Origin of the sequence: Paraburkholderia sp. GAS38 (assembly GCF_050434965.1) — a bacterium.
GTDB lineage: Bacteria > Pseudomonadota > Gammaproteobacteria > Burkholderiales > Burkholderiaceae > Paraburkholderia > Paraburkholderia phenazinium_A.
Genome location: NZ_JBNDJO010000015.1, coordinates 226,953 through 252,448, shown reverse-complemented (window position 1 = coordinate 252,448; position 25,496 = coordinate 226,953). Strand labels below are relative to the sequence as shown.

Sequence of the window (25,496 nt, the reverse complement as noted above, 5' to 3'; positions counted from 1 at the left end):
TCCGTAGTCGTTATCTGGTCAGTCGTTGTTGCACTGCCTGGCGGCCCGGCCAAAGCCAAGCGGGGCTGCGCTTACGCAGCCCGCACCTCACTTCTTTTTCTTCTTGGCCTTCTTGCCGTCCTTTTCCGGCGGCGCCAGCATCGTGCCGCGGCATTTGCGCGCGCCGCACCGGCACTCGTATTCCTTCTGCAGTTTCTTGGTCTGGCGCGCGTCGATCACGAGGCCGTAGTCGTAGAACAGTTCTTCGTCAGCCGCGATATCGCGCAGCGCGTGCACGTAAACGTGCCCGTCGATCTCTTCCGCTTCGCAATTCGGCGCGCACGAATGGTTGATCCAGCGAGCGCTGTTGCCGTCCACTTTGCCGTCGATCACCCCGCCGTCATCCAGCGCGAAGTAAAACGTGTGATTCGGTTCTTTCGGATTGTGTGGATGACGTCGCAAAGCTTCCTTCCACGAGATCCGCTCGCCCTTGTATTCGATCAGGCGCTCGCCGGCCGCAATCGGTTCGAGGGCAAACACGCCTTTGCCATGCACTCCCGAACGGCGCACGACGATCCTGCGTGAACTCATTGAATGAATCCTTGTGAAGAACTGGGGATGAACATCTGGACTGTCGTCAGCACCGGCTGCATGCTGGCGGCCGGATTTTCTGACTCGAATAGCAAACGCGGCGCCTTGCGGGCGCCGCGTCGACTTGCAACGCACGTGCGTCACATCCGGCATCGTACACGCTTGATATGGCTTCCTTCAACCGTCAAACCGGTATCAGCGTGTTCCGCGCGTCGCAGACCTAACGCTGTCCGAACGAAATATCGCCGAACAGTGCCTTTTGATCGCGCGGTTGCGAGCGCCAGTACTGCGGCGGCGCCTCCACCGTCGCGCCCAGTTGCGCGGCGGCGTGCCACGGCCAGCGTGGGTTGTAGAGCAGTCCGCGAGCCAACGCGATGAGGTCGGCGTCCCCCTCTTCGATCAGTTGATCGGCGTGCAGCGGATCGGTGATGAGACCCACGGCAATTGTCGTGAGCCCCGTCGCCTGCTTCACCGCGCGTGCGAACGGCACCTGGTAGCCAGGCTCGAGCGGGATCTTTTGCAACGGCGAAACACCGCCGGACGACACATCGATCCAGTCGCAGCCGCGCTTTTTCAACTCCTGCGCGAAGGCAATCGTATCGTCGAGGCTCCAGCCGCCTTCGACCCAGTCGGTCGCCGACACGCGCACGCCCACCGGTTTGTCGGCCGGAAACGCGGCGCGCACGATATCGAAGATCTCCAGCGGAAAGCGCATGCGGTTTTCGCGCGAGCCGCCGTATTCGTCAGTGCGCTGATTGGCAATCGGCGAGAGGAACTGATGCAGCAGGTAACCGTGTGCCGCGTGGACTTCGAGCGCGTCGATACCGAGCCGCGCGGCACGCCGCGCCGACGCTGCGAACGCCTCGCGAATCCGGTTGAGGCCGGCGGTATCGAGTGCCAGCGGCGGCTCTTCGCCGGCCTTGTGCGGCAGCGCGGACGGCGCATGCGGCAACCAGCCGCCCTCGGCGACCGGAATCAGCTGACCGCCATCCCATGGCGTATGGCTCGACGCCTTGCGGCCCGCATGCGAGAGCTGCATCGCCACCGGAATCGAAGCATGTTTGCGGATCGCGGCCAGCACCGGCACGAGTGCGGCTTCGGTGACGTCGTCCCACAGGCCCAGATCGCCGGGGGTGATGCGGCCGTCGGGTTCGACCGCGGTCGCCTCGATGGAGAGCAGGCCCGCGCCCGATAACGCCAGGCCACCCAGGTGGATCATGTGCCATGCGGTGGCTTCGCCGCGCTCGGCGGAATACTGACACATCGGCGACACGACAATGCGATTGGCAAGCGTCACGCTACGCAGCGTGAGCGGAGAAAAAAGCGCGCTCATGGATTACGCCCAAGGGAAGCGGAGGAGCGAACGAGCATAGCACCGCGTGTGATTCGCTGCTGGACAGGGGCGCATCGCAGTCGGCCAGGATGCGCCCTGGCCTGCCACGCATCTGTGAAGTGAAGAAGTCCGGCGCAACTGCGCCTGGCAGTGCGTACGGTTAGCGCGTGCCGTTTTCGGCTGATGGCTAACGGCTGATGGCTTACGGTTTCGCAGTGCCCTGCTCGACCTGGTCGAGCCATTCGCCGAACATCCGCCGCGCCGCTTCTTCGAGGCCGGGGCCGAAACGGGCGGTCTCGGCGCGCAGTTGGCGCACGTCGATGCCTTCAGCCACGATTTCTCCAGCGTTACCGATCAGCCAGGGCTCGAAGCGGTCAGCGCGGATTTCCGGGTGGCATTGCAAACCCAGCACGTGCTGGCCCCACGCGAACGCCTGGTTCCGGCAAGCGGGAGTCGAAGCAAGATGAGTCGCACCGGCCGGCAAGTCGAAGGTGTCGCCGTGCCAATGCAGCATGGAGGTAAGCGCCCCGTCCAGATGACGAAGCGGCGACGCGCGTCCGGCGTCGGTCAGCGTGAGCGGGGTCCAGCCGAGTTCCGTGTGGCCTGCCGGGTAGACCCGGGCGCCGAGCGCCCGCGCTATCAGTTGCGCGCCAAGGCAGATGCCAAGCGTAGGCAGACCAGCTGCGATGCGCTTTTCGAGCATCGACAAAAGCGGTACGAGCGTCGGGTAATGCGCGTCGTCGCCGGCACTGATCGGCCCGCCCAGCACCACCATCAGCGAAGGCGCGACAGGGTCCGGCGCCTCGATGCGGCCTAACCCGACATCGAGGTAGCGTACTGGCCGGCTACGCTCGCCCAGCACCAGCTCGAGACTGCCCAGATCTTCGAAGTGGACATGGCGAATGGCCAGAACTTCGTGAATCATCCGCAGATCCCATCATCAGTTGGACAAAACAATACGACGCAACGCCGGTCAGGCAGGCCGCATGGAGCGGCTGCCGATGACCGGCTTCGCAGTGTGGCGGACCCGCGTTACTGCGCGTAGATCTTCCAGGTCTTCTTCTGGGTCGCAGCGTCAGCAGCTTCGTACACCGAGCAGTCGAGACGCACGTCCGTGTCCGACATCTTCAGATGGAGCAGCTTGCATTGATGCGGTGTCTTCTTCGCATTCTTGCTCGGCTCGAAATGCACGCAGGTCAGACACATGCGGTGCGGCGGAATGTCTTCCTGCGTTTCGAGCTGATGAACCGTCTTCAGCAGCGTGCGGTAGAACAATGCCTGTTCGTCCTCGCGCAGCGTACCCACCGCCTTGGAGAGGAAGTCCGGCCATTGCGCCGCGCGCTTGGCTGCCGTACGGCCACGCGCCGTCAGACGCACCGCGAGGGCGCGGCCGTCGTCGAGGGCACGGCGCTTTTCGACCAGCCCCTTGCTTTCCAGGGTGCTGACCGCATCGCTCGTGGTCGCGGCGGTCAACGCCGTCTCACGTGCGATTTCGCCCAGGCGCATCGGACCCTTGCGTTGCATCAGCAACACCAGGATCTCGCCTTGAGTGGGCGTCAAACCCGCGCCTTCGGCCCACTCCCATGCCTGGCTTCGCATGGCCGTGCTCAGTCGCAATAGGCTGTGGGTAACTCGCCCGGTTGCCTGCTCTCCGTATACGCCTTCGCTCATAATCTTTCGTTGGTTATTGACAGCATGTCGCTGTTAGCTGGCCGTCGGGTGCCAAACACGCCGGCAGCCTGTATGGGGGCAGCCTCGCCCGAACCACGGACGGACTGAATCTACTATCTCGAAAATGTACCGCCACGCACGCCATTTCTGGCGCACCCTACTACAACACTTTTTTGCCATCTTCGACCCTCTGCCGACCACCAAGCCGGCCAGCAGAGCAACGTGATCGAAGCTGCGAAAACGACATTCTATGCGAGAGCGGCGAATCGTACAGCTAACTTATTCACCGAACCCTGTGGATAACCACGGGAAAACGCCCGGGACTGGCTGTGCATCGATTCTTGACAAGCCTTTTGAGCCCTTCGCCGCCGCCGAAGTTATCCGTACTTCCCGGCCGGGACGCGCGCCCGAACAGCATGGTTATCATTGACGCATCGCTTTGACTTTGCAAGGAATTATTCAGTTGTCCACAGGCTGATGCAATGCTTGTTAACTACTACTACGTTTGTATACGTAAACTTTGGAAACCTCTAAGGAAGCCCGAGCTGGAATCAGGATCACGAAAAAAAACCCGCAAAAATCTGTTTTCTGCGGGTTCCAGCCGGATCCACCGGCCTTCTTTCCAAACCTTCACGTCTACCCCGTCGTCACGCACGCCACTGCAGACACTGCTGCCGCACCGCTTCGTGCAACGACTTTTCATGTTCAAAAACGGTCCGCAGCCAGGTTGCATCGTTGACCTGACCACGTGCGATCGACGCCACTTCCGCCAGCGCCTTCCCCGAACCCAATGCGTCGGCATGCGGCGCGATGCGTTCGAGCGTTTCGAGGATGTCTTCTGAAATCGTCTTGCGCTCGCCCGTCTGCGGATCGATACAGGTGCCGGCCAGTCCGAAGCGGCAGGCTTCGAAACGGTTGAAGGTGTAGACGAGGTAGTCGTCTTCCCGCGGCGTCAACGGTTTATCGAGCAACAGATGACGCGCCAGCGTCTGGATGTAGCAGGCAATCGCCGCCGCGCGGTCGACCGACAGCGGCGTATCCATCACGCGCACTTCGATGGTCCCGAAGCCCGGCTTCGGACGAATGTCCCAGTAGAAATCTTTCATGCTGTTCACGACACCCGTGTGAACCATCTTCGAAAAGTATTCCTCGAAGCTGTCCCAGGTCAGCATGAACGGCGCGCGCCCGGAGAGTGGGAAGGCGAACACCGAATTCAGACGCGCCGAATGAAAGCCGGTGTCCACCCCTTGCACGAACGGCGACGACGCCGACAGCGCGATGAAGTGCGGGATGAAACGCGACATGGAATGCAGCAGGTACAGCGCGCTGTCCGAATCCGGACAGCCGATATGCACGTGCTGGCCGAACACCGTGAACTGCTTGGCGAGGTAGCCGTACAGCTCCGAGAGGTACTGAAAGCGCGGCGTATCGACAATCTGCCGGTCGCTCCATTGCTGGAATGCGTGCGTGCCGCCGCCGCACAAGCCCACGTTCAGGTGGTCCGCCGCCGACACCAGCGTGTCGCGAATCGTGCGCAGATCGGCCAGCGCCTGCTCGTGCGAGGTGCAGATGCCGGTCGACAGTTCGATCATGCTTTCCGTAATCTCCGGCGTAATGTTGCCGGGGATCTTTTCATCCTTGATGAGCCGCAGCAGATCGGAGGCGGCTTTGGTCAGATCATAGTCATGGGTGTTGACGATCTGCATCTCGAGTTCGATACCGAAGGTGAACGGTTGCGAATCGACGAAGCGTTCGAGTGACATGGCGTCCCCTGATTCAAGTCGACGGGACTGGCGCTGCCGGTCCCGCCGTTTTCAATGTCGAAAGTATGTGCGGCGCGAAAGCGCGTTTTCTTCCGTTCTCCGCAACTATTCTTCGCGCCGTTCGCCGGCCAACGCGAGCGAACGATAGACCAGCCAGGGCCCGACAATCTGCAGGACCACGATCGAGCACATCATGATCGCGCGCAGGCTCGGATCCAGATTCGGATACAGCGTGTAGGTATCGTCGACCAGCAGATACGCGAGCGCCGACATCGGCGAAAGCGAGAGGCCGAGCGCCACCCCCTGCTTCCAGTTCAATCCGCTCGGTTTCGCAAACGCCAGCACACCGACGAGTTTGCCGACGAGCCGCGCAACGATCAGTCCCAGCGCAGCCAGTCCGCCGATACCGATGTCCTTCCATTCGAACGAAGTCAGCGTGAGCACGAACAGAATCACGGTGAGCAGCCAGCCGGCCGTGCCGAAGTGCTGCGGCCACAATTGCGGCCGCGCTTCCATGTTTTTCACGATGATGCCGGCGGCGAGCAGGCTGAGAATCGTCGAGAGCTTGAACAGATGCGCAATCGCGATGGCCAGCAGCACGAGGCCGAAGAGCGCGACGAACGAATGCTCGTCCTGCATGTTCATGCGGCGATAGAAAAAGATGCAGGTGCGGGCGAGCGCGAACGCGAGCACCAGCGATCCGATCAGCAAATAAAGCGGCTGCAGGATGGTGGCGAACACGTTGCCGTAGGCTTCCTGATGCAACCAGCCCGACACGAGTTTTTCGACCACCACCGCGTACATGCTGTTGAGCGCAGTCAGTGTGAGCAGACGTTGCGTGACCTGGCCTTCCGCGCGCAATTCCGTTTTCAACTGGATCACCATCGCGGGCGAGGTGGCCATGGCGATGGCGGAGAGTACGAGGGCAACGATAGTTGGCACATGCAGGAACAACAGCACCGGCAAGACGAGCACGAACGTCAGCGTCGACTCGGCGATGCTCGACAGGATCAACCAGGGGTTGCGCCGGATCCAGCGCAGGTCGAGCCGGCTGCCGAGTTCGAACAGCAACAGGCCGAGCGCGACATCGAGCAGCGGCCGCGCCGCTTTCGCCGACACCGAATCGATCACGCCGAAACCGGCCGCGCCGGCCACCAGGCCGATCACGGCATAACCGGAAATACGTGGCAGCCGCCAGGCGCGATAGCAAAGTTCGCCGCACAGACCGGCGGCGAGCAGCGCCAGCCCTGCCCAAAAAATGGCATCAGGTGAAAGCGGCCAGCCAGGGAAGAATGAAAACGCCGACTTCATCGTGGGAGGTTCTCCTTTGTCGACCAGAGTTAGCGCTTCAGCGCTTACTCTGGTCCCATGCAGTATCTGCGGTCGACCAGAGTTAGCGCTTTAGCGCTTACTCCGGTCCCATGCATAGTTGCTATCAGCAACGGCAAGCGACACGAACCGGCGGAACACCGGCAAGCCCGTCAACGCGCAATGTCTTGATGGCTGCGTTTGCTTTGTGCCGACCAGCGTTGCGAATCGTCAACGATCGGGTGAAATCTGAACGCGCCGGACCTGCCAACCTGCAGGCAGTGAACCCGGGTGTGCTGCAGCAGCACGGGCTGCTCCAGCGATGGGTCCCGGCACGGGTGAAAAGAACGCCGTCGACTTGAATCAGAGTCTGATGGACCGGCACCGTTCCATGAGTGCGTCTGCCGTTTGTCGAAAGGCATGACGCGGAAAGAACGGCGATTGTGCCATAGGTTTTCCGGCTCGATCGGAAACGCTCGAATGCGGACGCGAAGCGGTAAAAATGCGCCCGTTTCGCCGAAGAACAAGAAAAATCGACCGGTTGATGGATTCGCTATGGGCATGCTGCGAATGCATCGCCAGGGATTTTTTATTGTTGCCGGGCGTCAAGGAGGTCTCTTGAATGGGACGTTTGCTGCGTCGATCAGCGTCGTTGCGCGACGGCCTTTCTGTTTATTGGTTTACTCGTATGTATACGTAGTAGCAGTTAACAAGTGTCGCCCATTTCTGTGGATAACTCTGGTTTACCTAGCGGTATCAGTGCCTTACCGAACGCACAACCGGCTGCACAGAATGTGCGGCTGCGGCCAGGACTGGTGGGTAACTTTTGGCGGTTTTGGCACGCGACGAAGTTACCCCGTTTACGTCCACATCCGGTCCACATGAGTTACGCCCGCAATCAGCTAGGTTATCCACAGCATGCCGTGGATAACTTTTGGTTTGGCAGGAGGGGATGGGAGGGTGTGACGAGTCTGCCGCGAAGGTCAGCGAGCCGTGCCCTGGCGTAATGCGCGTAATAGAAAGCGGGCCGGGTCGAGATCCTCGGCCAGGTCGCGCTGGATAGGCCACGGTTCGCCTTCGATTTGCGAAGCGATCAGCTCCGCGCCCAACGTGGCCCATACGAGACCGCGTGAGCCGTATGCGAAGGCGCCATACAGACCGTCTGTGCGCGGCAGATCGAGCGGCCATGCGCCGCGCAAGCGTTCGCTGTCGTGGATGGCGGCGGCTTCGTCGGCGAGTGCGCCGATCATCGGCAGACGATCGCTCGTCACGCAGCGAAACGCGACGCGGCCCGGCAGCGAGGCGGCGTCCTGCGCGTCGAGGGTGCCGGCTAGCGTGGGCAGCATCTGTGCGAGGCGTTGCAGGTTTTCGACGTGCCCAGCGGTTTGCACGGCGCGCTCCGGGTCGTCGATATCGTAGGTGGCGCCGGTTAGCGTGACGCCGTCGGGAAGTGGCACGGCGTAGCCATCGCCGATCACGGGCAACGGGAGCGATGCAAGCGACGGCACGCTGCCGGCCGGCAGCAGTGTCAACTGACCGCGTACGCTGCGCGTGGGTGCATAGCGCAAGCCGGCGACGCGTGCGGCCTCATGCGCGTTGGCAAAAATCACCGCGCTCGCCCGTGCAAGCAGGTGTCCTTCGGCGTCGAATACGTTCCATTCGTCGCCCATACGTTCGACGCGCGCCGCTTCGACACCGAAGCGCCGTTCGAGCCGTTCGCCGGCCGCCGCGCACTGTGCCGCGCAGAGCGTGGCCGGATCGATCCAGCCGCCGTGCGGAAACAGCCAGCCGCCCTGCGCGAGCGGTAATTTCGCAATCCTCTCTGCTTCGGCACGCTCAAGCAGTGTCACGTATTCAGACGGATAGCCGAAGCTGGCCAACGCAGCGGCCATCATGTTGGACTCCTCTTCGGTTGACGCAAGTTGTAGGAGTCCTTCCGAACCGCGTACGAGGCGATGTCCAGCCTCCTCGAGCATTGTCCAGCGTCGCAATGCATACAGAAAGCCAGCACGTGTGATGCGTGAAGCGACACCGTCGTCGCGCCACAGCATCGGATGAAACACACCCGCTGGATTCCCCGACGCATCGCGCGCGAGCGCAGCATGCCGTTCGAGCGATGTCACGCGCCAACCGCGCGCCGCGAGCCGCTCGATCACCGCGCAACCGGCAAGCCCGGTTCCGATCACCACAGCGTGCCGCGCCTGCACCGCGAGCGGCGCAGGCGGCTCGTGCCGGCGCACCCGCCAGCGCGGTGCGAAGCGGCCCATCAGCATGGCGCGTTTCCAGCCGAAGCCTTCCACCTTGCGGTATTCGAAGCCGCTTTGCGTGAGGGCGCGTTTGACGTCGCCGGCGCTGGTGTAGGTCGAAAACGTGGCGTCGTCGCCCGCGAGGCGCGCGAGCGTCTTGAAGATGGCCGGCGTCCACAGTTCCGGATTTTTCGCCGGTGCAAAACCGTCCAGATAGAACGCGTCGGCGCGCAGCCAGAGTGTCGGCAACGTCTCGGCGGCGTCGCCGAAGACGAGTGTCAGCGTGACACGGCCGCCTTCGAATTCGAGTCGGTGCGAACCGGGGACAAGCATCGGCCACGCCTCGGCGAGTGTCTGGCCGAGGCCGGCAATCGATGCGTCCGCAACCGTCGCGGCATACGCGCTCAGCAGATCGTCCCTTGTAAACGGGTGTTTTTCTGTCGAGACGAAATGCAGCCGCTCGCAGCGTGCGGGATCCGCGCGCCATGCGGCCCACGTCATCAGGAAGTTGATGCCCATGCCGAAGCCGGTCTCGAGCACGGTGAAAACGCGCCTGCCCTGCCAGCGCTCAGGCAGGCCGTTGCCTTGCAGGAAGACGTATTGCGCCTGGGCGAGACCACCCACGGCGCTGTGATAGATGTCGTCGTGGCGCGGCGAGAACGGCGTGCCGTTGTCGCGAAACGCCAGGATGGCGGGGATCAGCGGTTCGGTCATGCGGAGCAGAAAATCGATGGACGAGCGGGTCAAGCCGTTGCTGGACGGGGCGCGCCGGCCGTCGTGCAACGGGCCGCCACGGGCTAAACGCAGCCTGGAACGTTGGCAAAAACCAACGCCAGCCTCATGTAAAGCCCTGGTTGGGCGGCTGTTTCGATTCCAGGAATAACAAAAATGGTAATTTCCTGACTGGGCGAGGCAAACAACCTTGTATTTCTTCGAAACCCTTGTCCAGATTGGGTTTGCGCTGCGCTATCATAGCAAGCGCCGCGAAGGGAAGCGGCAGCACGGCCGTCGTTCAGAAACCTGCCCGACGTGTTTGTCCGGAGTGCTCCGGAGCCGTAGCTGCTCGACGGCGCGGCGCGCGCACGTATAATCGGCGCGTTCGCGCTGTTCGTGTCAACCTAAACCAGAAAGGAACCTTAATGAACAAACAGGAACTGATCGACGCCGTCGCAGGTCAGACGGGCGCCAGCAAGGCTCAAACCGGCGAAACGCTGGACACGTTGCTCGAAGTGATCAAGAAGGCTGTGTCGAAGGGTGATGCGGTCCAGTTGATCGGTTTTGGTAGCTTTGGCTCGGGCAAGCGCGCAGCACGTACGGGCCGCAACCCGAAGACTGGCGAAACCATCAAGATCCCGGCCGCCAAGACCGTCAAGTTCACGGCTGGCAAGGCGTTCAAGGACGCAGTCAACAAGCGCTAAGCACCCTCGTGCTGCGTGGTTGACACCCGCCTCAGGCGGGTTTTTTTTCGCCCGCGTTTTTTGTCGCGCGCTGCTGCGCATGCGCGTTTTGGGTGCGCGGCAAGCGCGCGTCACAATAAGCAATCAACCCAACGGATGCCGCGCCAATCAGTGATGGTGATGGATGATTTCGCCGTTGCCATGATCGTGGTCGTGATCATGATCGTCTTCCGATTCGAAGTCCCATGCCGGGAACGGATCGTTAAATTGCAGCCAGCCTTGCGGTCCTAGGGCGTATTCGGCGTCGCTCAACAGGCAGGCATCGAACTTCGCTTGCCACACGGCAGGCTCGATGCCCACGCCGATCATCACCAGTTCCTGACGACGGTCGCCGATGCTGAAGTCGTTGGCGTCGCCATACCAGTCGGCGGCGATTTCCGCGGCGAGCTCGTCGTCGCCATCGGGCCATTCGCTGCGCGCCTGGGCAGCCCACCACATCCCTGCCGGACCATGCCGGCAAGCACCGCCCGCTTGCGATAGCGAGCCGGCAATGTCATTGCGCGTCGCGAGCCAGAAGAAGCCCTTGCTGCGCAGCACGCCCTGCCATTCTTGATGCAGGAGTGTCCACAGGCGTTCCGGATGAAACGGCCGGCGCGCGCGATACACGAAATTGCCGATGCCGAATTCGTCCGCCTCACCGCTGTGATCGTGCTCGTGATGCAGCGACGCGAGCCAGCCGGGCGCGCTCGACGCTTCGTCGAAATCGAAGCGGTTGGTGTCGAGCACCTCGTCGAGCGGCACGACGCCGAAGCGGCTCACGACCTGCACCGCACGCGGATTGATGCGCGCGAGGATGCGTTGCAGACGCGTGAGATCGTCCGCGCTGACGAGATCCGCCTTGTTCACGACGAGGACGTCGCAGAATTCAATCTGTTCGATCAGCAGTTCGACGAGCGTGCGATCGTCCTCTTCGCTCGCGGCAATGCCGCGTTCAGCGAGCGCGTCGGCCGAACCGTAGTCGCGCAGGAAGTTGAACGCATCGACCACCGTCACCATCGTGTCGAGGCGGGCCACATCGGAGAGCGAGGTGCCGTCGTCGTCGACGAAGGTGAAGGTTTCGGCGATCGGCATGGGCTCGGCGATGCCGGTCGATTCGATCAGAATGGCATCGAAGCGCTGTTCGGCCGCGAGGCGGCGAATCTCGCTCAACAGGTCGTCGCGCAGCGTGCAGCAGATGCAGCCGTTGGTCATCTCGACCAGCTTCTCTTCCATATGGGAAAGTGCCGCGGCATCGCGCACGAGGGTGGCATCGATGTTGACGGCGGCCAGATCGTTGACGATCACGGCCACGCGCAGGCCCGCGCGGTTGGCCAGAATATGGTTCAGGAGCGTGGTCTTGCCGGCGCCCAGAAAACCGGAGAGCACGGTGACGGGCAAAGTCGGCTGGTTCATCGCAGTACGGAAACGGAGAGAATTAGGAGGCGTACCGGGCGCATAGCGAGACGCTGAAACCGCGGCAGCACGAAGCCGCATTGTGCATCAAACCCGCGCCGCCCGCGCAAACGCCCGTCAGGCGGACGCCGGGGCCGCGAGGCCAATCCTCAGCGAGCGGTCTTGATCAGATTCCACTTTTGCAGGATCGCGACGATCTGTTGCGCATACTGGTCGCGCAAAGTCGGCGTTTCCGAGTGATAGGCGCCGACCGCCTGCCAGGTATTGCCATACTTGTTCATCTGCTGGCGCAGATGCCAGGCGGCGATATAGACGTTCTTGCACGGCTCCATCAAGGTGTTGCTGGAGATGCCGTACTGAGCGAGCGTGGGCAGATGGATCGAGTTGATCTGCATCAAGCCGTAGTCGGTCGAGCCGTTCGCATTCTTATGCAGGGCGTCGGGCCGGTTGTGCGATTCCTGCCAGGCAATGGCCCGCAGAATCAGCGGGTTGACCTTCTGATAGCGGGCCGCTTCGTCGAAACAGTCGGCATGCGCCGGCCCCGCTGCGAGCAGCGTTCCGAGTACCGCGACGGCAGTCAGAAGGGCCTGTTTCATCGGTCAAGACGACTAAGTAATTGGCGAAAGTAAGATTCGGTAAGGCACTGGGCTCGGGGTAGGATGCGCCCGCGAACCGCTCCAGACCCGCCAACACCGAGCGCGTGGCGGACATCGGGGAAAACCCGCGCCGGCGACCTGCGTCCGGCAGGGTCATCGGCCCGTATGATACCGGCAGGCATATGAGCGTCAAGTTGGCTACCCGACATAAGCGCGCAAAAAGCGAAGGCCGCAAACTGGTCCCCGGTTCTGGAGTTCTTACCTAAGCTTTCAAAATATTGACAGTCGGCGAGCCTATTTAGAGTAATCGCACCGGAGCCGTTCTTTTGTGACAAATCCGACATGAAAAACTGTTACTGTTCATTTTTTTCGGACATAGGCCGGAAGGCTGTCGGGGTTGCCTGCGCCCGCGGGGGTGTGTGTGGACCGAGGGGTTCGCTGGACCGTACCTATGTTTGCTGCGCATGACAGCCGATTGCTTCGGCGGTCGGCATCGACATCAAAATCCATGAGAAGAAATCGTATGGCATTGCGTCGCGTCGCAACGGCGCTGCTGGTGGCTGGACTGATCACTGCGCAGACCGCACACGCTCAGGTGACACTCAACTTCGTCAACGCCGACATCGATCAGGTGGCCAAGGCGATTGGCGCGGCAACCGGCAAAACCATCATCGTGGACCCGCGCGTCAAGGGTCAGCTGAATCTCGTCTCCGAAAACCCGGTGCCCGAAGACCAGGCGCTCAAGACCTTGCAGTCCGCCTTGCGGATGCAGGGCTTCGCGCTCGTGCAGGATCACGGCGTGCTGAAGGTGGTGCCGGAGGCCGATGCGAAGCTGCAAGGCGTGCCGACCTACGTCGGCAACGAGCCGGTGGCGCGCGGCGACCAGGTCATCACGCAGGTGTTCCAGCTCAGGAACGAGTCGGCGAATAACCTGCTGCCGGTGCTGCGTCCGCTGATCTCGCCGAACAACACGGTGGCGGCCTACCCCGCCAACAATACGATCGTCGTGACCGACTACGCCGACAACGTGCGGCGCATCGCGCAGATCATCGCGGGCGTCGATACGGCCGCGGGTCAGTCGGTGGTGGTGGTGCCGCTGAAGAACGCGAATGCGCTCGACATCGCTCCGCAACTGAGCAAGATGCTCGACCCCGGCGCGATCGGCAGTACCGATGCGACGCTGAAGGTGTCGATCACCGCGGACCCGCGCACCAACTCGCTCCTGATTCGCGCGACGAACGGCGCGCGGCTCGCGGCGGCGAAGGAGCTGGCGAAGCAACTCGACGGGCCGACCGCCATACCCGGCAACATGCACGTCGTGCCGCTGCGCAACGCGGATGCGACGACGCTCGCCAAGACCCTGCGCGGGATGCTCGGCAAAGGCGGCGACTCGGGTTCGTCGAGCGGTTCGAACAGCGCGAATTCGTTCAACCAGAACGGCTCGTCGGGTAGTGGTTCGACCGGCACCTCGGGCACGCCTCCCTTGCCTTCGGGTGGACTCGGCAGCAGCTCGACGTCGTCGCCGTTGGGCGGCGGGGGCGCGTCGGGCTCGAGCGGCGCTTCCGGCGACACGATCGGCAGCGACAAGGACAAGAGCAGCGACGACAACCAGCCGGGCGGCATGATCCAGGCGGACGCGGCGACCAACTCGCTGATCATCACGGCGGCCGAGCCCGTGTACCGCAATCTGCGAGCCGTGATCGACCAGCTCGATGCGCGCCGTGCGCAGGTGTATATCGAGGCGCTGATCGTCGAGCTGAACTCGAACACCAACGCCAATCTCGGCATTCAGTGGCAGGTTGCGAGCGGTGCGCTGCTGGCCGGCACCAACCTGGCGACCGGCACCGGCAACAGCATCATCAACCTGACGGCCGGGACGACCGGCGGTCTCGCGGGCGCGCTCGCGGCCGGCAATCTCCAGCAGGGTCTCAACATTGGCTGGGTGCACAACCTTTTCGGCGTACAGGGCCTTGGCGCGTTGCTGCAGGCGCTCTCGCAAACTGCCGATGCGAACGTGCTGTCGACGCCTAACCTCATCACGCTCGACAACGAGGATGCCAAGATCGTTGTCGGTACCAACGTGCCGATCCAGACGGGCTCGTATTCGAACCTCACGAGCGGCACCACGAGCTCGGCGTTCAATACCTACGACCGCGTCGACGTCGGTCTGACGCTGCACGTCAAGCCGCAGATCACCGACGGCGGCATTCTCAAGCTGCAGCTTTACACCGAAGACTCGGCGATCGTGAACGGCACGACCAACGCGACGACCAACCCGGCCGGCCCGGAGTTCACCAAGCGTTCGATCCAGTCGACCGTGCTCGCCGATAACGGCGAGATCATCGTGCTGGGCGGCCTGATGCAGGACAACTACCAGGTCAGCAATAGCAAGGTGCCGCTGCTCGGCGACATTCCGTGGATCGGCCAGCTGTTCCGCTCGGAATCGAAGAGCCGTGTCAAGACCAACCTGATGGTGTTCCTGCGCCCGGTGATCATCAATGATCGCGATACCGCGCAGGCCGTGACGTCGAACCGTTACGACTACATCCAGGGCGTGCAGGGCGCATACAAGTCGGATAACAACCTGATCAAGGACAAGGACGATCCGGTGGTGCCGCCGATGCCGCTCGGCCCGGCCGAGGGCGGTTCGCCCGCGATGAACCTGTTCAATCTGGATCAGATGCGTCGTCAGCAGGCTGCGCCGCCGCAGAAGCCCAGTTCTCCCGTACCCGTGACCAACGGTGGCGCGGTTCAGACCAATCCGGTCACCGTTGGACCCTCCACCGCTTCGCCGGTACCGGCAACGAACGGCGCGGCTGTGCAGACCAACCCGGTCACTGTCGCACCGGCTAACACCACGTCCGGAGCGCAGCCGTGAGCACGCCGTCTACGCCGTCCACGCCGCCGTCAGGTTCTGCGTCGTCGGCAGCGAGCCGGACCGGTGCGACGGCGTCGCCGTCCGCGGCTGCGGCGGAGCGAATTGCGCCATCGGCGGTCGCGGCGCGTCTCGTGCCTTACGGCTTTGCGCGCGCCGGTCAGATTCTGGTGGCGCACCAGCATGCCGACGGCCTCGAAGTCTGGATCAGCGAGCGCACCAGCGATGCCGCGCTCGCCGAAGTCGCGCGCAATTTCGGCGCGCTTTCCGTCGTGCGTCTGCCGGCCGACGAACTCGCGCTCGCGATCAACCAGGCCTATGCGCGCCAGGATGGCAGCGCGGCGCAGGTGGTCGGTGAAGTGGAAGGCGAAGTCGATCTCTCGCGCCTGATGCAGGAGATTCCCGAGGTCGAGGATCTGCTCGAATCGGAAGACGACGCGCCGATCATCCGCATGATCAACGCGCTGCTCACGCAGGCGGCGCGCGAACAGGCGTCGGACATTCACATCGAGCCGTTCGAGAATGCCTCGGTGGTGCGCTTTCGCGTGGACGGTACGCTGCGCGACGTGGTGCGGCCGAAGAAGGCGCTGCACGGCGCACTGATCTCGCGGATCAAGATCATGGCGCAGCTCGACATCGCCGAAAAGCGTTTGCCGCAGGATGGCCGGATCACGCTGCGGGTGGGCGGGCGGCCAGTCGACGTACGCGTGTCAACCCTGCCGACCGGACACGGCGAGCGCGCGGTGCTGCGTCTGCTCGAGAAGGACGCCTCGCGGCTGAATCTCGAAGCGCTTGGCATGGGCGCGGACACGCTCGTGAAATTCGACAAGCTGATCGGGCGCCCGCACGGCATCGTGCTGGTGACCGGGCCGACCGGTTCGGGCAAAACGACCACGCTGTATGCGTCGATGTCGCGACTCGAAACCACGACGAGCAACATCATGACCGTCGAAGACCCGATCGAATACGATCTGTCGGGCATCGGCCAGACGCAGGTCAACGAGCGTATCGGCATGACCTTCGCACGGGCGCTGCGCTCGATCCTGCGGCAGGACCCGGACATCATCATGATCGGTGAAATCCGCGACCTCGAAACGGCGCAGATCGCCGTGCAGGCATCGCTCACGGGTCACCTCGTGCTGGCGACGCTGCACACGAACGATGCGGCATCGGCCGTAACGCGTCTGACGGATATGGGCGTGGAACCCTATCTGCTGGCTTCGTCGTTGCTGGGCGTGCTGGCGCAGCGGCTGGTCCGCAGATTGTGTCCGGTGTGCCGCGAAGAGCGGACCGACGCAGACGGCCGCGTGCAATGGCATCCGGTCGGTTGCGACAAATGCGGCCAATCCGGCTACGCAGGACGACGCGGCGTGTACGAGTTGCTGCTGATCGACGATGAGATCCGCACCCTGGTTCACCGCAATGCGGCGGATTCGGAGATCCTCACCGCGGGTCGTGCCCAGGGCATGCGCACGCTGCGCGAAGACGCCGACCGCTGGCTCGACTCGGGGCTGACTTCGCTCGAAGAAGTGATCCGCGTGACGGGCGGAGCATAAGTCCATGCCGGCATTTCGTTTCGAAGCAATCGACGCGACCGGCAAGGCGCAAAAAGGCGTGCTCGACGCCGACAGTGCACGCGGTGCACGCACGCATCTGCGTGGCCAGGGGCTGACGCCGCTCGTCGTCGAACCGGCCTCGAGCCGCACGCGCGGCGAGCGCAATCAGCGGCTCTCGCTCGGGCGGCGTCTGTCGCAACGCGAGCAGGCCATTCTCACGCGCCAACTGGCGAGCCTGCTGATTGCCGGCCTGCCGCTCGACGAAGCGCTCTCGGTGCTGACCGAACAGTCGGAGCGCGACTACATCCGCGAACTGATGGCGTCGATTCGTGCCGAGGTGCTGGGCGGTCATTCGCTCGCCAACGCGCTGCAGCAGCATCCGAAAGACTTTCCGGAGATCTACCGCGCGCTGGTTGCCGCGGGCGAACACACCGGCAAGCTCGGTCTCGTGCTCTCGCGTCTGGCCGACTACATCGAACAGCGCAACGCGCTCAAGCAGAAGATCGTGCTGGCGTTCACGTATCCGACCATCGTCACGATCATCGCGTTCGGCATCGTCACGTTCCTGCTGAGCTATGTGGTGCCGCAGGTCGTCAACGTGTTCGCGAGCACCAAGCAGCAACTGCCGTTCCTCACCATCATGATGATGGCGCTGTCCGGCTTCGTGAGGCAATGGTGGTGGGCGATGCTGATCGGGGTCGCGCTGCTGGCGTATATCGTCAGGTCGATTCTGGCGCAGCCCGGCCCGCGTCTCGCCTTCGACCGCTGGCTGTTGACCGCCCCGCTGCTCGGCAAGCTGGTGCGCGGATATAACACGGTGCGCTTTGCCAGCACGCTCGGTATTCTGACGGCGGCCGGCGTGCCGATTCTGCGCGCGCTGCAGGCAGCGAGTGAAACGCTGAGCAACCGCGCGATGCGCGACAACATCGACGATGCGATCGTGCGGGTGCGCGAAGGCACGTCGTTATCGCGCGCGTTGGGCAATACGAAGACGTTTCCGCCGGTGCTGGTGCATTTGATCCGCTCGGGCGAAGCGACCGGCGACGTGACGACGATGCTCGATCGCGCGGCCGAAGGCGAAGCCAACGAACTGGAACGGCGCACGATGTTCCTGACGAGCCTGCTGGAGCCGTTGCTGATTCTGGCGATGGGCGGTGTGGTGCTGGTGATCGTGCTGGCGGTGATGCTGCCGATCATCGAGTTGAACAACCTGGTGCAATGACGCGCGCGTGAACAGGCGCTTGAGTGTCGAGACAGCGCGCGGCCACGAAGGGCGCGCGCTTCAACGATGCGATGGCGACGCCGCGGCCTCACGAGCAGTCGCGGCGCTTCTGCTCAGCGCACGTAGATGGTGGGGCCGGCCGGGTTAGTGGGCAGGAACACTTCGGAACGGACGCCGTTGCGGTCGATGATGATTGAACGGGGGCGCACTTCGTAGAGCTTGGCGCCTTGCATGATGGCGCTGCCGAGCGACACGGCCCGCGCCGGTTCGCCGCCCGCGCTGATGATGGCGGCGCCGCCTTCCTGGAGCGAGAGGATGCCGAACAGTCGCACGTCCTGGTTGGCGCTGCGCTGGAGCTGGCCGCCGAACAGTGTGGCGGCCTGTTCGACCGAGACCGGCGCGCGTACGGCCGCAGCCGGCGACGGTTCGCCGCGCAGCGCGGTGAGCGTGACGAGCCAGTAGGTAAGCGTCGCGCAGAACACGGCGAACAGCGCGAGCGACAGAAGGCGGATTTGGATGGCGTTCATGCGCATCATTGTACGGAGTATTGTGAAATTTGCGTGGGGGGAAAGTGCCCCTGATCCGGCGCCTCGCGCCGGGTTTCCCCGAGGGGAGGCGAGGAACTTGGGACCACCTGGCGTTTTCTCACAACCCTTCAAGTGCATGACATTAAAATGACAAAACGGGCGTGTTAAATCGCGCACTGGCTTGAGCCCGCGCGACGCCCGCCAGAGACGACAATCTTCCTGAAATGAGGTAGCAAGCTATGCAAATGTGGACCACTCGCCGCGCAGCAATCGCGGGTCCAGGTAACCGTCGCCAACGCGGCTTTACGCTGATCGAAATCATGGTGGTGATCGCGATTCTCGGCATTCTGGCCGCGTTGATCGTCCCGAAGATCATGAGCCGTCCGGATGAGGCACGGCGTGTCGCCGCGAAGCAGGACATCGGCACGATCATGCAGGCCATGAAGCTGTACCGGCTCGACAACGGCCGCTATCCGACCCAGGACCAGGGGCTGCGTGCGCTGGTCGAAAAACCGACCACGGATCCGGTGCCGAACAACTGGAAGGACGGCGGTTATCTCGAGCGTTTGCCGAACGATCCGTGGGGCAATGCGTACCAGTATCTGAATCCGGGCGTGCACGGTGAGATCGACGTCTTCAGTTACGGCGCCGACGGCAAACCGGGCGGCGAAGGTAACGACGCCGACATAGGTTCGTGGGAATAGCCGGTTGAGTTTTTTGCGCGCCCTCTCGCTTAACGCCGGCACCATGTCGTCGTCCGCTAGCCAGTCTCGTGTGGCCGCTGTTGCTCATGCGGTGCCGATGCCGATGCCGATGCCGTGCGTCGTGGGCAACGGCGCGCGGCGGCAAGCGGTCGCGCTCACGTGCGACGGCAGCCGGCGTGTGGGAAAGCAGATGGGCTTTACCTTGCTGGAGATGCTGGTGGTGCTGGTGATAGCCGGGCTGCTGGTGTCGCTGGCGTCGGTGGCGATGACGCGCAATCCGCGCACGGACCTCAACGAAGAGGCACAACGTTTGGCGCTGCTGTTCGAATCGGCGGGAGATGAAGCGCAGGTGCGGGCACGGCCTATCGCGTGGCAGCCGTTCGACGGCGGTTTTCGCTTCGACATGCATACCGACGACGGCTGGCGTCCGCTGCGCGACGACCTGCTGGGGCCGCGTCGCTGGGAGGGTGGCGTGACGAGCGTGACGATCGACTATCCGGGTTCGGAGGTGCACCCGTCGCGGGTGGTGTTCGGCACGGAGAGCATCGATGCGCCGGTGCAGGTCACGCTGTATTCCGCCGGGGGTTCGGCGCGGATCGTCGGCATGGGCAATGGCCGCTATGAGGTACGTTGAGATGGGCGGCCGGATGAGGAAGGGTGTGGGCGCGCCGGCACGGCGGCGCATGCAGGACGGCTTCACGATGATCGAAGTGCTGGTGGCGCTGGCGATTATCGCGGTGGCGCTGGCGGCGTCGCTGCGTGCGGTGGGCAATCTGGCGAGTAGCGAGGTGGAGCTGCATCAGCGTTTGCTGGCGGGGTGGAGTGCCGACAATACGCTGGCGCAGTTGAAGCTGGCGCATAGCTGGCCGGAGGTGGGGTCGAGCAGTTTTGACTGTTCGCAGGGGAATTTGCAGATGCTTTGTACGGAGCGCGTGACGGCGACGCCGAATCCGGTGTTCCGTCGCGTCGAAGTGTTGGTGACGACACCGGGCCGCGCCGGCAATCTTGCCCAGATGGTGACGGTGGTGGCGAATGAAACGAACCGTTCGCTCTGAGCGCCGCGGCCGCGGGCCGACGCGTGGTTTTACGCTGATTGAGCTGATGGTTGCGATCGCGATACTGGCGGTGATCGCGGTGTTGTCGTGGCGGGGACTGGACCAGATCATTCGCGGACGGCAGACGATTACGAACGCGATGGAAGACGAGCGGGTGTTTGCGCAGTTGTTCGACCAGATGCGTATTGATGCGCGCCATGCGGCGACGGATGACGAGTCGGGGCAGGCGGCGGTGTCGGTGAGCGGGAGTGTGTTGCAGATTGTGCGCGAGCTGGATTTGCCGGATACGGCGCCGCGGTTGCAGGTGGTGAGGTATCGGGTGTCCGATGGACGCGTGATTCGGTATGCATCGCCGCCGCTGGGTAATGTGGGCGAGTTGCAGGGTGCGTTGCGGGGTGGCGAGGGTGATGGTTGGAGCGCGGTGCCTTTGATGGGTGGAGTGGGGTCGATCGATGCGCGGCTGTTTGTCCCGAAGGTGGGGTGGACCACGCAGATGAAGGATGTGCAAGGGGCGATTACCGAGGCTGATAACAACCTGAAAGTGCCGCAGCTGGGCGGGGCTCCGCTGCCGCGGTCTGTCACCGGGCTTGAGGTTGTGATTGGGGCTACTTCGCTCGCGCGGCCTGTTACGCGGGTTTTTCTCGTCGGAGAGTGATTTGGTGGTTTTGGTTTTTTTGCTACCGCCGGGTTTTGAGGTTCCTGCAGTTTTTGCTGCGCAGGGGGGTGGGGTTTTGCCTGCGGCGCCTTGGGTTGTTGTTGTTCTTATGGTGTTGGCCTTTCCTTGCTTTCTTATCGGTCTATTAGCTTCGCCCCTGTGCGGGGCAGCACTTACTTTCTTTGCCGCCGCAAAGAAAGTAAGCAAAGAAAGCGGGCTGCAACCGCTAGCTTGTAGTGAGCCATCCCGGTCCGCAGCCGGGAACGGCCCAACACGAGATGTGCCCTCGCACCATCATCCCCTACTGACACAGCAGTCATTCATTCCAGCGTCGCGCTTCGCGCCCCGCCGTCGGGCACAACACCTTGTACGCCCGGTGGGGGGTATTGGTTATACCCAACCGTCACGCACGGAGTGCGTGGGCGGGATGAATGAGTCCTGTGTCACGAACGTGGGAAGTGCGAGGGACGGTCTTGTCTTCGGACCACTCCGAGAAGCTTTGCGAGGTGGACACCTACAGGCTGGCGGTGTGAGCCCGCTTTCTTTGCTTACTTTCTTTGCGGCGGCAAAGAAAGTAAGTGCTGCCCCGCACAGGGGCGAAGCTAATAGACCGATAAGAAAGCAAGGAAAGGCCAACACCATAGGAACACAGCCAAACGGCATAGCCAAACCAAAAAAGCAAACCGGCGTAGCCATAATCAGCGCACTCCTGGTGGTAGCCCTATCAGCAATCCTGGTATCGGGCATCTTATGGCGCCAGCAAGTCCAGATCCGCAGGATAGAAAACCAACGCCTCCTATCCCAGGCCCAATGGATCTCAAGAGGCGCCTTAGACTGGACAAGGCTAATCCTTCGATCCGAAGGCGACACCTCTGCAGGCATCACCTACCTGGGCGGGGTCTGGGGCGTCCCCATAGCCAAAACACGCCTATCCGATTTCTTAGGCCAGATAGGCGAAGTAAGAGCCTCAGAAGGCGCAGCCACATACCTATCAGGTTCGATAGAAGACGCACAAAGCAAATTCAACCTCCGTAATCTCGTCTCGAGCCCCGTCCCGGGCCTCCTGCAACTGAACGTGGAACAGATCGCGGCATTCCAGCGCCTGCTCGTCGAACTCGGCCTCAGCGGCCAGCTGGCGCAAACCACCGCCGTGCAACTCCGCAATGGCCTCAACCACTCCGCCACCCGCTTCCAGTCCCAAACGACAACAGCCGGCGGTTCCGCCACGCCCGTGCCCGGCGCCACCGGCGGCAGCAACTTCACCGATAAACCCGGCCTCGACGACGATAACGACAACTCCGGCGTCGCGCCGCTGCAGATGACCAGCGTCGAATCGCTCCTCGATATCCCCGGCTTCACGCCCGAGATGATCGAGCGACTGCGCCCGTTCGTGACGTATCTGCCCGCCAACACCGCCGTCAACATGAACACCGCGCCCGCCGAAGTGATCGCCGCCGTCGTGCCCGGCATGAGTCTCTCGAACGCCCAAGCCTTCGTCGCGCGTCGCCAGACCGTGTTCTTTCATAACGTCGGCGATGTACAGTTAGCCTTGCAAGGCGCAGGTGTCCAGCAAATCGCCATCGACCCCAGCCTCTTCGATGTCACGACCAGTTACTTTTATATCCACGGCCGCGTCGATCACGAACGCGCGGAAGTGGACCGCACCACCCTCGTCTATCGCGATCCGCTGACACACACCACCCGCATCGTGCGCGTACAAGATCAACTATGAATAACGCTTTTCCCGGAGAGAGTGGCCTTTGAGCACGCTGATCGTCCTATTGCCGCCGCGCGACCCAGCAGTGCCATCGCAAGAATGGCAACTGCCGGAGTTGCCGTTCGTGCTGCTCGACAAGTCGGGCCGCACCCAGCGCGCCGGTCGCGCCGCACTCGCGCTGCTGCCCCGCCCGTCGTCGACGGTCCTGATGGTCGCCGCGCGCGACCTCCTCATGATGCCCGCCACGCTGCCCCCACTAAAGGGCCCACGTCTGCGCCAGGCTTTGCCAAACATCGTCGAGGATCAACTGATTCAGGATCCCCAGACCTGTCACATCGCCCTCGACCCGCAGCCGCTCGGCAAAGGCCGGCATCTGCTTGCCATCGTCGATCGCGGCTGGTTCCGCTTTATCTGCGAAGCCTTCGCCGCAGCCGGTCATCGCAGCGTGCGCGCCGTGCCGGTCACGCGCTGTCTGCCGCTCCCGCCCGCGCCCGCCGTCCCCGTCGAGGAGGCCGAGCTCGAACCCGCCATCCTGCAGCCCGCCGTGGCGGCGAAACTCGCCGCCGGTCTGCCGATCGCGCCGCCGTCGCCGGTCGTCGCGGCCGTGCTCGGCACCGTGGTGTCCACCGCCCCCGCGCTGCTCGCCGAGATTGCGCCGGACGCCAGCACCACCCGCGTGGAGCTCGCCATCGCGCGCGGCAATCAGGGCGAAGGGCTCGCCGTGCCCGCCACCTCGGTGAATGCGACGCTCGCCGCACTCTCGGGCGACGCACCGGTCTCGCTCTATCTGCTCACCGAAGTGTCGGGCAACGAACCCAGCATGGGTTCGAGCGCACAAGCGAAGCTCGCCGCCCAGGTGCCGGGCGCGCGGCCGTTGCCGTTCGAGCAGCTCGCGCGCCGGGCGCTCGAGTGCCGTTTCGACCTGTGTCAGTTCGAGTTCGCCACCCAGCCGTGGCGCCTCGACCGCGCGACGCTGCGGCGTCTGCGCCTGCCCGCGCTGCTGGCCGCGGGCGCGCTGGTGGTCGCCATCATTGGCGCGAATGTGCAGTGGATGATGCTCGCGCATCAGCGCGACGCGATCAACACGCAGATGACCGAGTTGCTGCTCAACACGTTCCCGAAGACCACGGTCGTACTCGACGCCCCCGATCAGATGTCGCGCCAGATGCAGCAGTTGCGCACGGCGGCGGGTGAACTGTCGCCGGACGATTTCCTCTCCCTCGCAGCCGGTCTTGCACGCTCGCTTGGCCCGGTGCCCGTCAATGGGATCGCGGCGCTCGACTATCACGACCGGCGTCTCGACGTCACGTTCAAGCCGGAGATCAAGGTCGACCCCGGCCTTGCCCAACGTCTTTCGGGTAACGGCCTGTCCGGCGGGATCGACAGCAATACCGGCAAGTGGACGATCAGGAGCGGACAATGAAAAATGAACTTGCTCAAGCGTGGGCCGGCTTCTGGGGAGGACGCACCGAGCGCGAGAAAACCCTGCTGCTTTGGGGTGGCGCTATCCTCGGTGTGCTGATTGCCTGGTCGATCCTGTGGGCGCCGGCTGAGGACGGTCGCGCGCATCTGCGTGAATCGCTGCCGGCCGCGCAGCGTCAGCTCGCGCAGATGAATGCGCAGGCTGAAGAGGCGCGCCGGCTGTCGGCCGCTGCCCAGGGCGTGGCGCCCACAGGCGGCGCGCTCAAGGACGCCCTCACCGCGTCGCTCACGGACCACGGCATCGTGCCGCTGCAGGTGCAGTTGCTCGGCAATGCGGTGCAGATCCAGTTGAAGAACGCGTCGTTTCCCGCGTGGACTACGTGGGTGGACGACGTGCGGCGCCAGTTCAAGGTGCAGGTCGCCGAAGCGCACGTGACGGCGCTCAAGGACGACGGGCAGGTCGACCTGACGGCGTCGCTGCAGCCGTCGACCGCTAAATGACGCTGCAGTCACAGGATCTCGCATGAATTTCTGGATGCGGCGCCTGCGCGCCGCCCTGCCGTGGCTGCTGGTCGCGGTGTTATCGAGCGGTACCGTGTTGCTGGTGCTGTTACCCGCGGCGTGGATCACGCCGCAGTTCGCCAGAGCCACTGGCGGTCACGTCAATCTCGTCGCTCCGGCGGGCTCGCTATGGCATGGCTCGGCCACGCTGATGCTGGCCGCCGGATCGGACACCAGTGCGGCGACGCTGCTGCCGGGCCGCATCGAATGGCATACCGCCTTCTGGCCGCTCTTCACCGGCCGTCTGCGGATGACCATGCTGCAAAGCGAAGCAATGCCCGACCCGATCACCGTCGACGCTACCCGGCGCGGCGCGATCCTGTCGCAGGGTGCGATTGCGGTGCCGGCGTCGTTGCTCACCGGTTTGGGGGCGCCGTTCAACACGCTCGATCTGCAAGGCAACGTGCAGCTCGCATGGAGCGACTGGCGCAGCTTCGGCAACGAAGCGTTCGGACAACTGACGGTCACGTTCGCCGATGCGAGTTCGCGGGTCTCGCTGGTCAAGCCGCTGGGTTCGTACCGCGTGGTGGTTCAGGCGCAAGGCAGCAGCTCGACGATCGACCTCTCGACGCTGAAAGGGCCCTTGATGCTGAACGGTCACGGCGTGCTGGGCGCCGGCGCGACGTCGTTCAACGGCACGGCGAGCGCGGCCCCCGAAGCGCGCGACAATCTCGCGGGTCTGCTGAATCTGCTCGGACGGCCGAGCGGGCCGGATACGGTGGCGCTCACCTTCGTTCACTGACGGTGCCGGGCAAGAAGGCGTGATGCATGGCGCGACATACGGCGTATGTCGAACCCAATGACCAAGGGGCATGACCGCGTTGCGGCCATGCCCCTTTTGTCTGTCAGTCCGTTGAACGGTTTAG

22 protein-coding genes are annotated in these 25,496 nt (G+C 63.4%); 12 read left to right on the top strand and 10 right to left on the bottom strand.

Annotated elements, in window-relative coordinates:
• Positions 1–87: 87 nt before the first annotated feature.
• The 7 genes from P3T42_RS30005 to mnmC form a co-directional block, all read right to left on the bottom strand.
• Positions 88–570 (bottom strand): SET domain-containing protein, encoded by a 483-nt coding sequence (locus P3T42_RS30005; RefSeq protein ID WP_429308090.1) that lies wholly within the window; start codon positions 568–570, stop codon positions 88–90.
• A gap of 220 nt (positions 571–790) precedes the next feature.
• The gene (locus tag P3T42_RS30000) at positions 791–1,903 is read right to left on the bottom strand and encodes an NADH:flavin oxidoreductase/NADH oxidase (RefSeq protein ID WP_429308089.1); all 1,113 of its coding nucleotides are present in this window, start codon (positions 1,901–1,903) and stop codon (positions 791–793) included.
• Between the two features lie 202 nt (positions 1,904–2,105).
• On the bottom strand, positions 2,106–2,828 hold the full coding sequence (locus P3T42_RS29995) for a glutamine amidotransferase (RefSeq protein WP_429308088.1): 723 nt from the start codon (positions 2,826–2,828) through the stop codon (positions 2,106–2,108).
• Between the two features lie 107 nt (positions 2,829–2,935).
• Positions 2,936–3,574 carry a MarR family winged helix-turn-helix transcriptional regulator gene (locus P3T42_RS29990; protein ID WP_074301209.1) on the bottom strand — a complete coding sequence of 213 codons (639 nt, stop codon included), beginning with the start codon at positions 3,572–3,574 and terminating at the stop codon, positions 2,936–2,938.
• A gap of 647 nt (positions 3,575–4,221) precedes the next feature.
• A complete protein-coding gene (locus P3T42_RS29985) occupies positions 4,222–5,337 on the bottom strand; it encodes a YbdK family carboxylate-amine ligase (protein ID WP_074301208.1) in 1,116 nt (371 codons plus the stop codon).
• A 105-nt stretch (positions 5,338–5,442) separates the two neighbouring features.
• Positions 5,443–6,648, bottom strand: coding sequence for a cation:proton antiporter (locus P3T42_RS29980; protein WP_074301207.1), 1,206 nt, complete (start codon positions 6,646–6,648; stop codon positions 5,443–5,445).
• 980 nt (positions 6,649–7,628) lie between these two features.
• Positions 7,629–9,605 (bottom strand): bifunctional tRNA (5-methylaminomethyl-2-thiouridine)(34)-methyltransferase MnmD/FAD-dependent 5-carboxymethylaminomethyl-2-thiouridine(34) oxidoreductase MnmC, encoded by a 1,977-nt coding sequence (gene mnmC / locus P3T42_RS29975; protein ID WP_429308087.1) that lies wholly within the window; start codon positions 9,603–9,605, stop codon positions 7,629–7,631.
• A gap of 425 nt (positions 9,606–10,030) precedes the next feature.
• Here mnmC and P3T42_RS29970 point away from each other — a divergent pair, with 425 nt between their 5' ends.
• Positions 10,031–10,309: an HU family DNA-binding protein gene (locus tag P3T42_RS29970; protein WP_074262967.1), complete on the top strand. Its 279-nt coding sequence runs from the start codon at positions 10,031–10,033 to the stop codon at positions 10,307–10,309.
• Between the two features lie 147 nt (positions 10,310–10,456).
• Here P3T42_RS29970 and P3T42_RS29965 read toward each other — a convergent pair whose 3' ends face one another.
• Together P3T42_RS29965 and P3T42_RS29960 are read right to left on the bottom strand one after the other, a co-directional pair.
• Entirely contained in the window at positions 10,457–11,740 is a 1,284-nt protein-coding gene (locus tag P3T42_RS29965) for a GTP-binding protein (protein WP_074301206.1), read from the bottom strand.
• Positions 11,741–11,889: 149 nt separating this feature from the next.
• Positions 11,890–12,336 carry a lytic transglycosylase domain-containing protein gene (locus tag P3T42_RS29960; protein ID WP_074301205.1) on the bottom strand — a complete coding sequence of 149 codons (447 nt, stop codon included), beginning with the start codon at positions 12,334–12,336 and terminating at the stop codon, positions 11,890–11,892.
• 523 nt (positions 12,337–12,859) lie between these two features.
• Here P3T42_RS29960 and gspD point away from each other — a divergent pair.
• The 3 genes from gspD to gspF are packed head-to-tail and all read left to right on the top strand — an operon-like array spanning position 12,860 to position 17,989.
• A complete protein-coding gene (gspD, locus tag P3T42_RS29955) occupies positions 12,860–15,214 on the top strand; it encodes a type II secretion system secretin GspD (protein ID WP_429308086.1) in 2,355 nt (784 codons plus the stop codon).
• Entirely contained in the window at positions 15,211–16,767 is a 1,557-nt protein-coding gene (gene gspE, locus P3T42_RS29950) for a type II secretion system ATPase GspE (RefSeq protein ID WP_074301203.1), read from the top strand. Before gspD ends, gspE begins: the two co-directional genes overlap by 4 nt.
• A 4-nt stretch (positions 16,768–16,771) precedes the next feature.
• Complete coding sequence (gene gspF / locus P3T42_RS29945; protein WP_074301202.1) at positions 16,772–17,989, top strand: type II secretion system inner membrane protein GspF; 1,218 nt, start codon at positions 16,772–16,774, stop codon at positions 17,987–17,989.
• Positions 17,990–18,102: 113 nt separating this feature from the next.
• Here gspF and P3T42_RS29940 read toward each other — a convergent pair whose 3' ends face one another.
• A complete protein-coding gene (locus tag P3T42_RS29940) occupies positions 18,103–18,525 on the bottom strand; it encodes a type II secretion system protein N (RefSeq protein WP_253190237.1) in 423 nt (140 codons plus the stop codon).
• A 230-nt stretch (positions 18,526–18,755) separates the two neighbouring features.
• Between P3T42_RS29940 and gspG the strand changes: the two genes are divergently transcribed.
• From gspG to P3T42_RS29900, 8 genes are all read left to right on the top strand, one after another.
• On the top strand, positions 18,756–19,220 hold the full coding sequence (gene gspG, locus P3T42_RS29935; RefSeq protein ID WP_074301201.1) for a type II secretion system major pseudopilin GspG: 465 nt from the start codon (positions 18,756–18,758) through the stop codon (positions 19,218–19,220).
• A 43-nt stretch (positions 19,221–19,263) separates the two neighbouring features.
• Positions 19,264–19,854, top strand: a complete 591-nt coding sequence (locus P3T42_RS29930; protein WP_429308085.1) for a GspH/FimT family pseudopilin — start codon at positions 19,264–19,266, stop codon at positions 19,852–19,854.
• A 13-nt stretch (positions 19,855–19,867) separates the two neighbouring features.
• Positions 19,868–20,275, top strand: a complete 408-nt coding sequence (gene gspI / locus P3T42_RS29925) for a type II secretion system minor pseudopilin GspI (RefSeq protein WP_429308098.1) — start codon at positions 19,868–19,870, stop codon at positions 20,273–20,275.
• Positions 20,253–20,930: a PulJ/GspJ family protein gene (locus P3T42_RS29920; RefSeq protein WP_074301199.1), complete on the top strand. Its 678-nt coding sequence runs from the start codon at positions 20,253–20,255 to the stop codon at positions 20,928–20,930. Before gspI ends, P3T42_RS29920 begins: the two co-directional genes overlap by 23 nt.
• A 640-nt stretch (positions 20,931–21,570) precedes the next feature.
• A complete protein-coding gene (gspK, locus tag P3T42_RS29915) occupies positions 21,571–22,662 on the top strand; it encodes a type II secretion system minor pseudopilin GspK (protein WP_429308097.1) in 1,092 nt (363 codons plus the stop codon).
• A gap of 28 nt (positions 22,663–22,690) precedes the next feature.
• Positions 22,691–24,070 (top strand): type II secretion system protein GspL, encoded by a 1,380-nt coding sequence (gene gspL / locus P3T42_RS29910; RefSeq protein WP_074301198.1) that lies wholly within the window; start codon positions 22,691–22,693, stop codon positions 24,068–24,070.
• The gene (gspM, locus tag P3T42_RS29905) at positions 24,067–24,570 is read left to right on the top strand and encodes a type II secretion system protein GspM (protein WP_074301197.1); all 504 of its coding nucleotides are present in this window, start codon (positions 24,067–24,069) and stop codon (positions 24,568–24,570) included. Before gspL ends, gspM begins: the two co-directional genes overlap by 4 nt.
• A 22-nt stretch (positions 24,571–24,592) precedes the next feature.
• Complete coding sequence (locus tag P3T42_RS29900; protein WP_074301196.1) at positions 24,593–25,372, top strand: type II secretion system protein N; 780 nt, start codon at positions 24,593–24,595, stop codon at positions 25,370–25,372.
• Positions 25,373–25,496: the final 124 nt, after the last annotated feature.

Excerpts from the sequence above, each read along its gene's own strand:
- P3T42_RS30005 (WP_429308090.1), bottom strand. The coding sequence starts at position 570 with ATGAGTTCACGCAGGATCGTCGTGCGCCGTTCGGGAGTGCATGGCAAA.
- P3T42_RS30000 (WP_429308089.1), bottom strand. The coding sequence starts at position 1,903 with ATGAGCGCGCTTTTTTCTCCGCTCACGCTGCGTAGCGTGACGCTTGCC.
- P3T42_RS29995 (WP_429308088.1), bottom strand. The coding sequence starts at position 2,828 with ATGATTCACGAAGTTCTGGCCATTCGCCATGTCCACTTCGAAGATCTG.
- P3T42_RS29990 (WP_074301209.1), bottom strand. The coding sequence starts at position 3,574 with ATGAGCGAAGGCGTATACGGAGAGCAGGCAACCGGGCGAGTTACCCAC.
- P3T42_RS29985 (WP_074301208.1), bottom strand. The coding sequence starts at position 5,337 with ATGTCACTCGAACGCTTCGTCGATTCGCAACCGTTCACCTTCGGTATC.
- P3T42_RS29980 (WP_074301207.1), bottom strand. The coding sequence starts at position 6,648 with ATGAAGTCGGCGTTTTCATTCTTCCCTGGCTGGCCGCTTTCACCTGAT.
- mnmC (WP_429308087.1), bottom strand. The coding sequence starts at position 9,605 with ATGACCGAACCGCTGATCCCCGCCATCCTGGCGTTTCGCGACAACGGC.
- P3T42_RS29970 (WP_074262967.1), top strand. The coding sequence starts at position 10,031 with ATGAACAAACAGGAACTGATCGACGCCGTCGCAGGTCAGACGGGCGCC.
- P3T42_RS29965 (WP_074301206.1), bottom strand. The coding sequence starts at position 11,740 with ATGAACCAGCCGACTTTGCCCGTCACCGTGCTCTCCGGTTTTCTGGGC.
- P3T42_RS29960 (WP_074301205.1), bottom strand. The coding sequence starts at position 12,336 with ATGAAACAGGCCCTTCTGACTGCCGTCGCGGTACTCGGAACGCTGCTC.
- gspD (WP_429308086.1), top strand. The coding sequence starts at position 12,860 with ATGGCATTGCGTCGCGTCGCAACGGCGCTGCTGGTGGCTGGACTGATC.
- gspF (WP_074301202.1), top strand. The coding sequence starts at position 16,772 with ATGCCGGCATTTCGTTTCGAAGCAATCGACGCGACCGGCAAGGCGCAA.
- P3T42_RS29940 (WP_253190237.1), bottom strand. The coding sequence starts at position 18,525 with ATGATGCGCATGAACGCCATCCAAATCCGCCTTCTGTCGCTCGCGCTG.
- gspG (WP_074301201.1), top strand. The coding sequence starts at position 18,756 with ATGCAAATGTGGACCACTCGCCGCGCAGCAATCGCGGGTCCAGGTAAC.
- P3T42_RS29930 (WP_429308085.1), top strand. The coding sequence starts at position 19,264 with ATGTCGTCGTCCGCTAGCCAGTCTCGTGTGGCCGCTGTTGCTCATGCG.
- gspI (WP_429308098.1), top strand. The coding sequence starts at position 19,868 with ATGAGGAAGGGTGTGGGCGCGCCGGCACGGCGGCGCATGCAGGACGGC.
- P3T42_RS29920 (WP_074301199.1), top strand. The coding sequence starts at position 20,253 with ATGAAACGAACCGTTCGCTCTGAGCGCCGCGGCCGCGGGCCGACGCGT.
- gspM (WP_074301197.1), top strand. The coding sequence starts at position 24,067 with ATGAAAAATGAACTTGCTCAAGCGTGGGCCGGCTTCTGGGGAGGACGC.
- P3T42_RS29900 (WP_074301196.1), top strand. The coding sequence starts at position 24,593 with ATGAATTTCTGGATGCGGCGCCTGCGCGCCGCCCTGCCGTGGCTGCTG.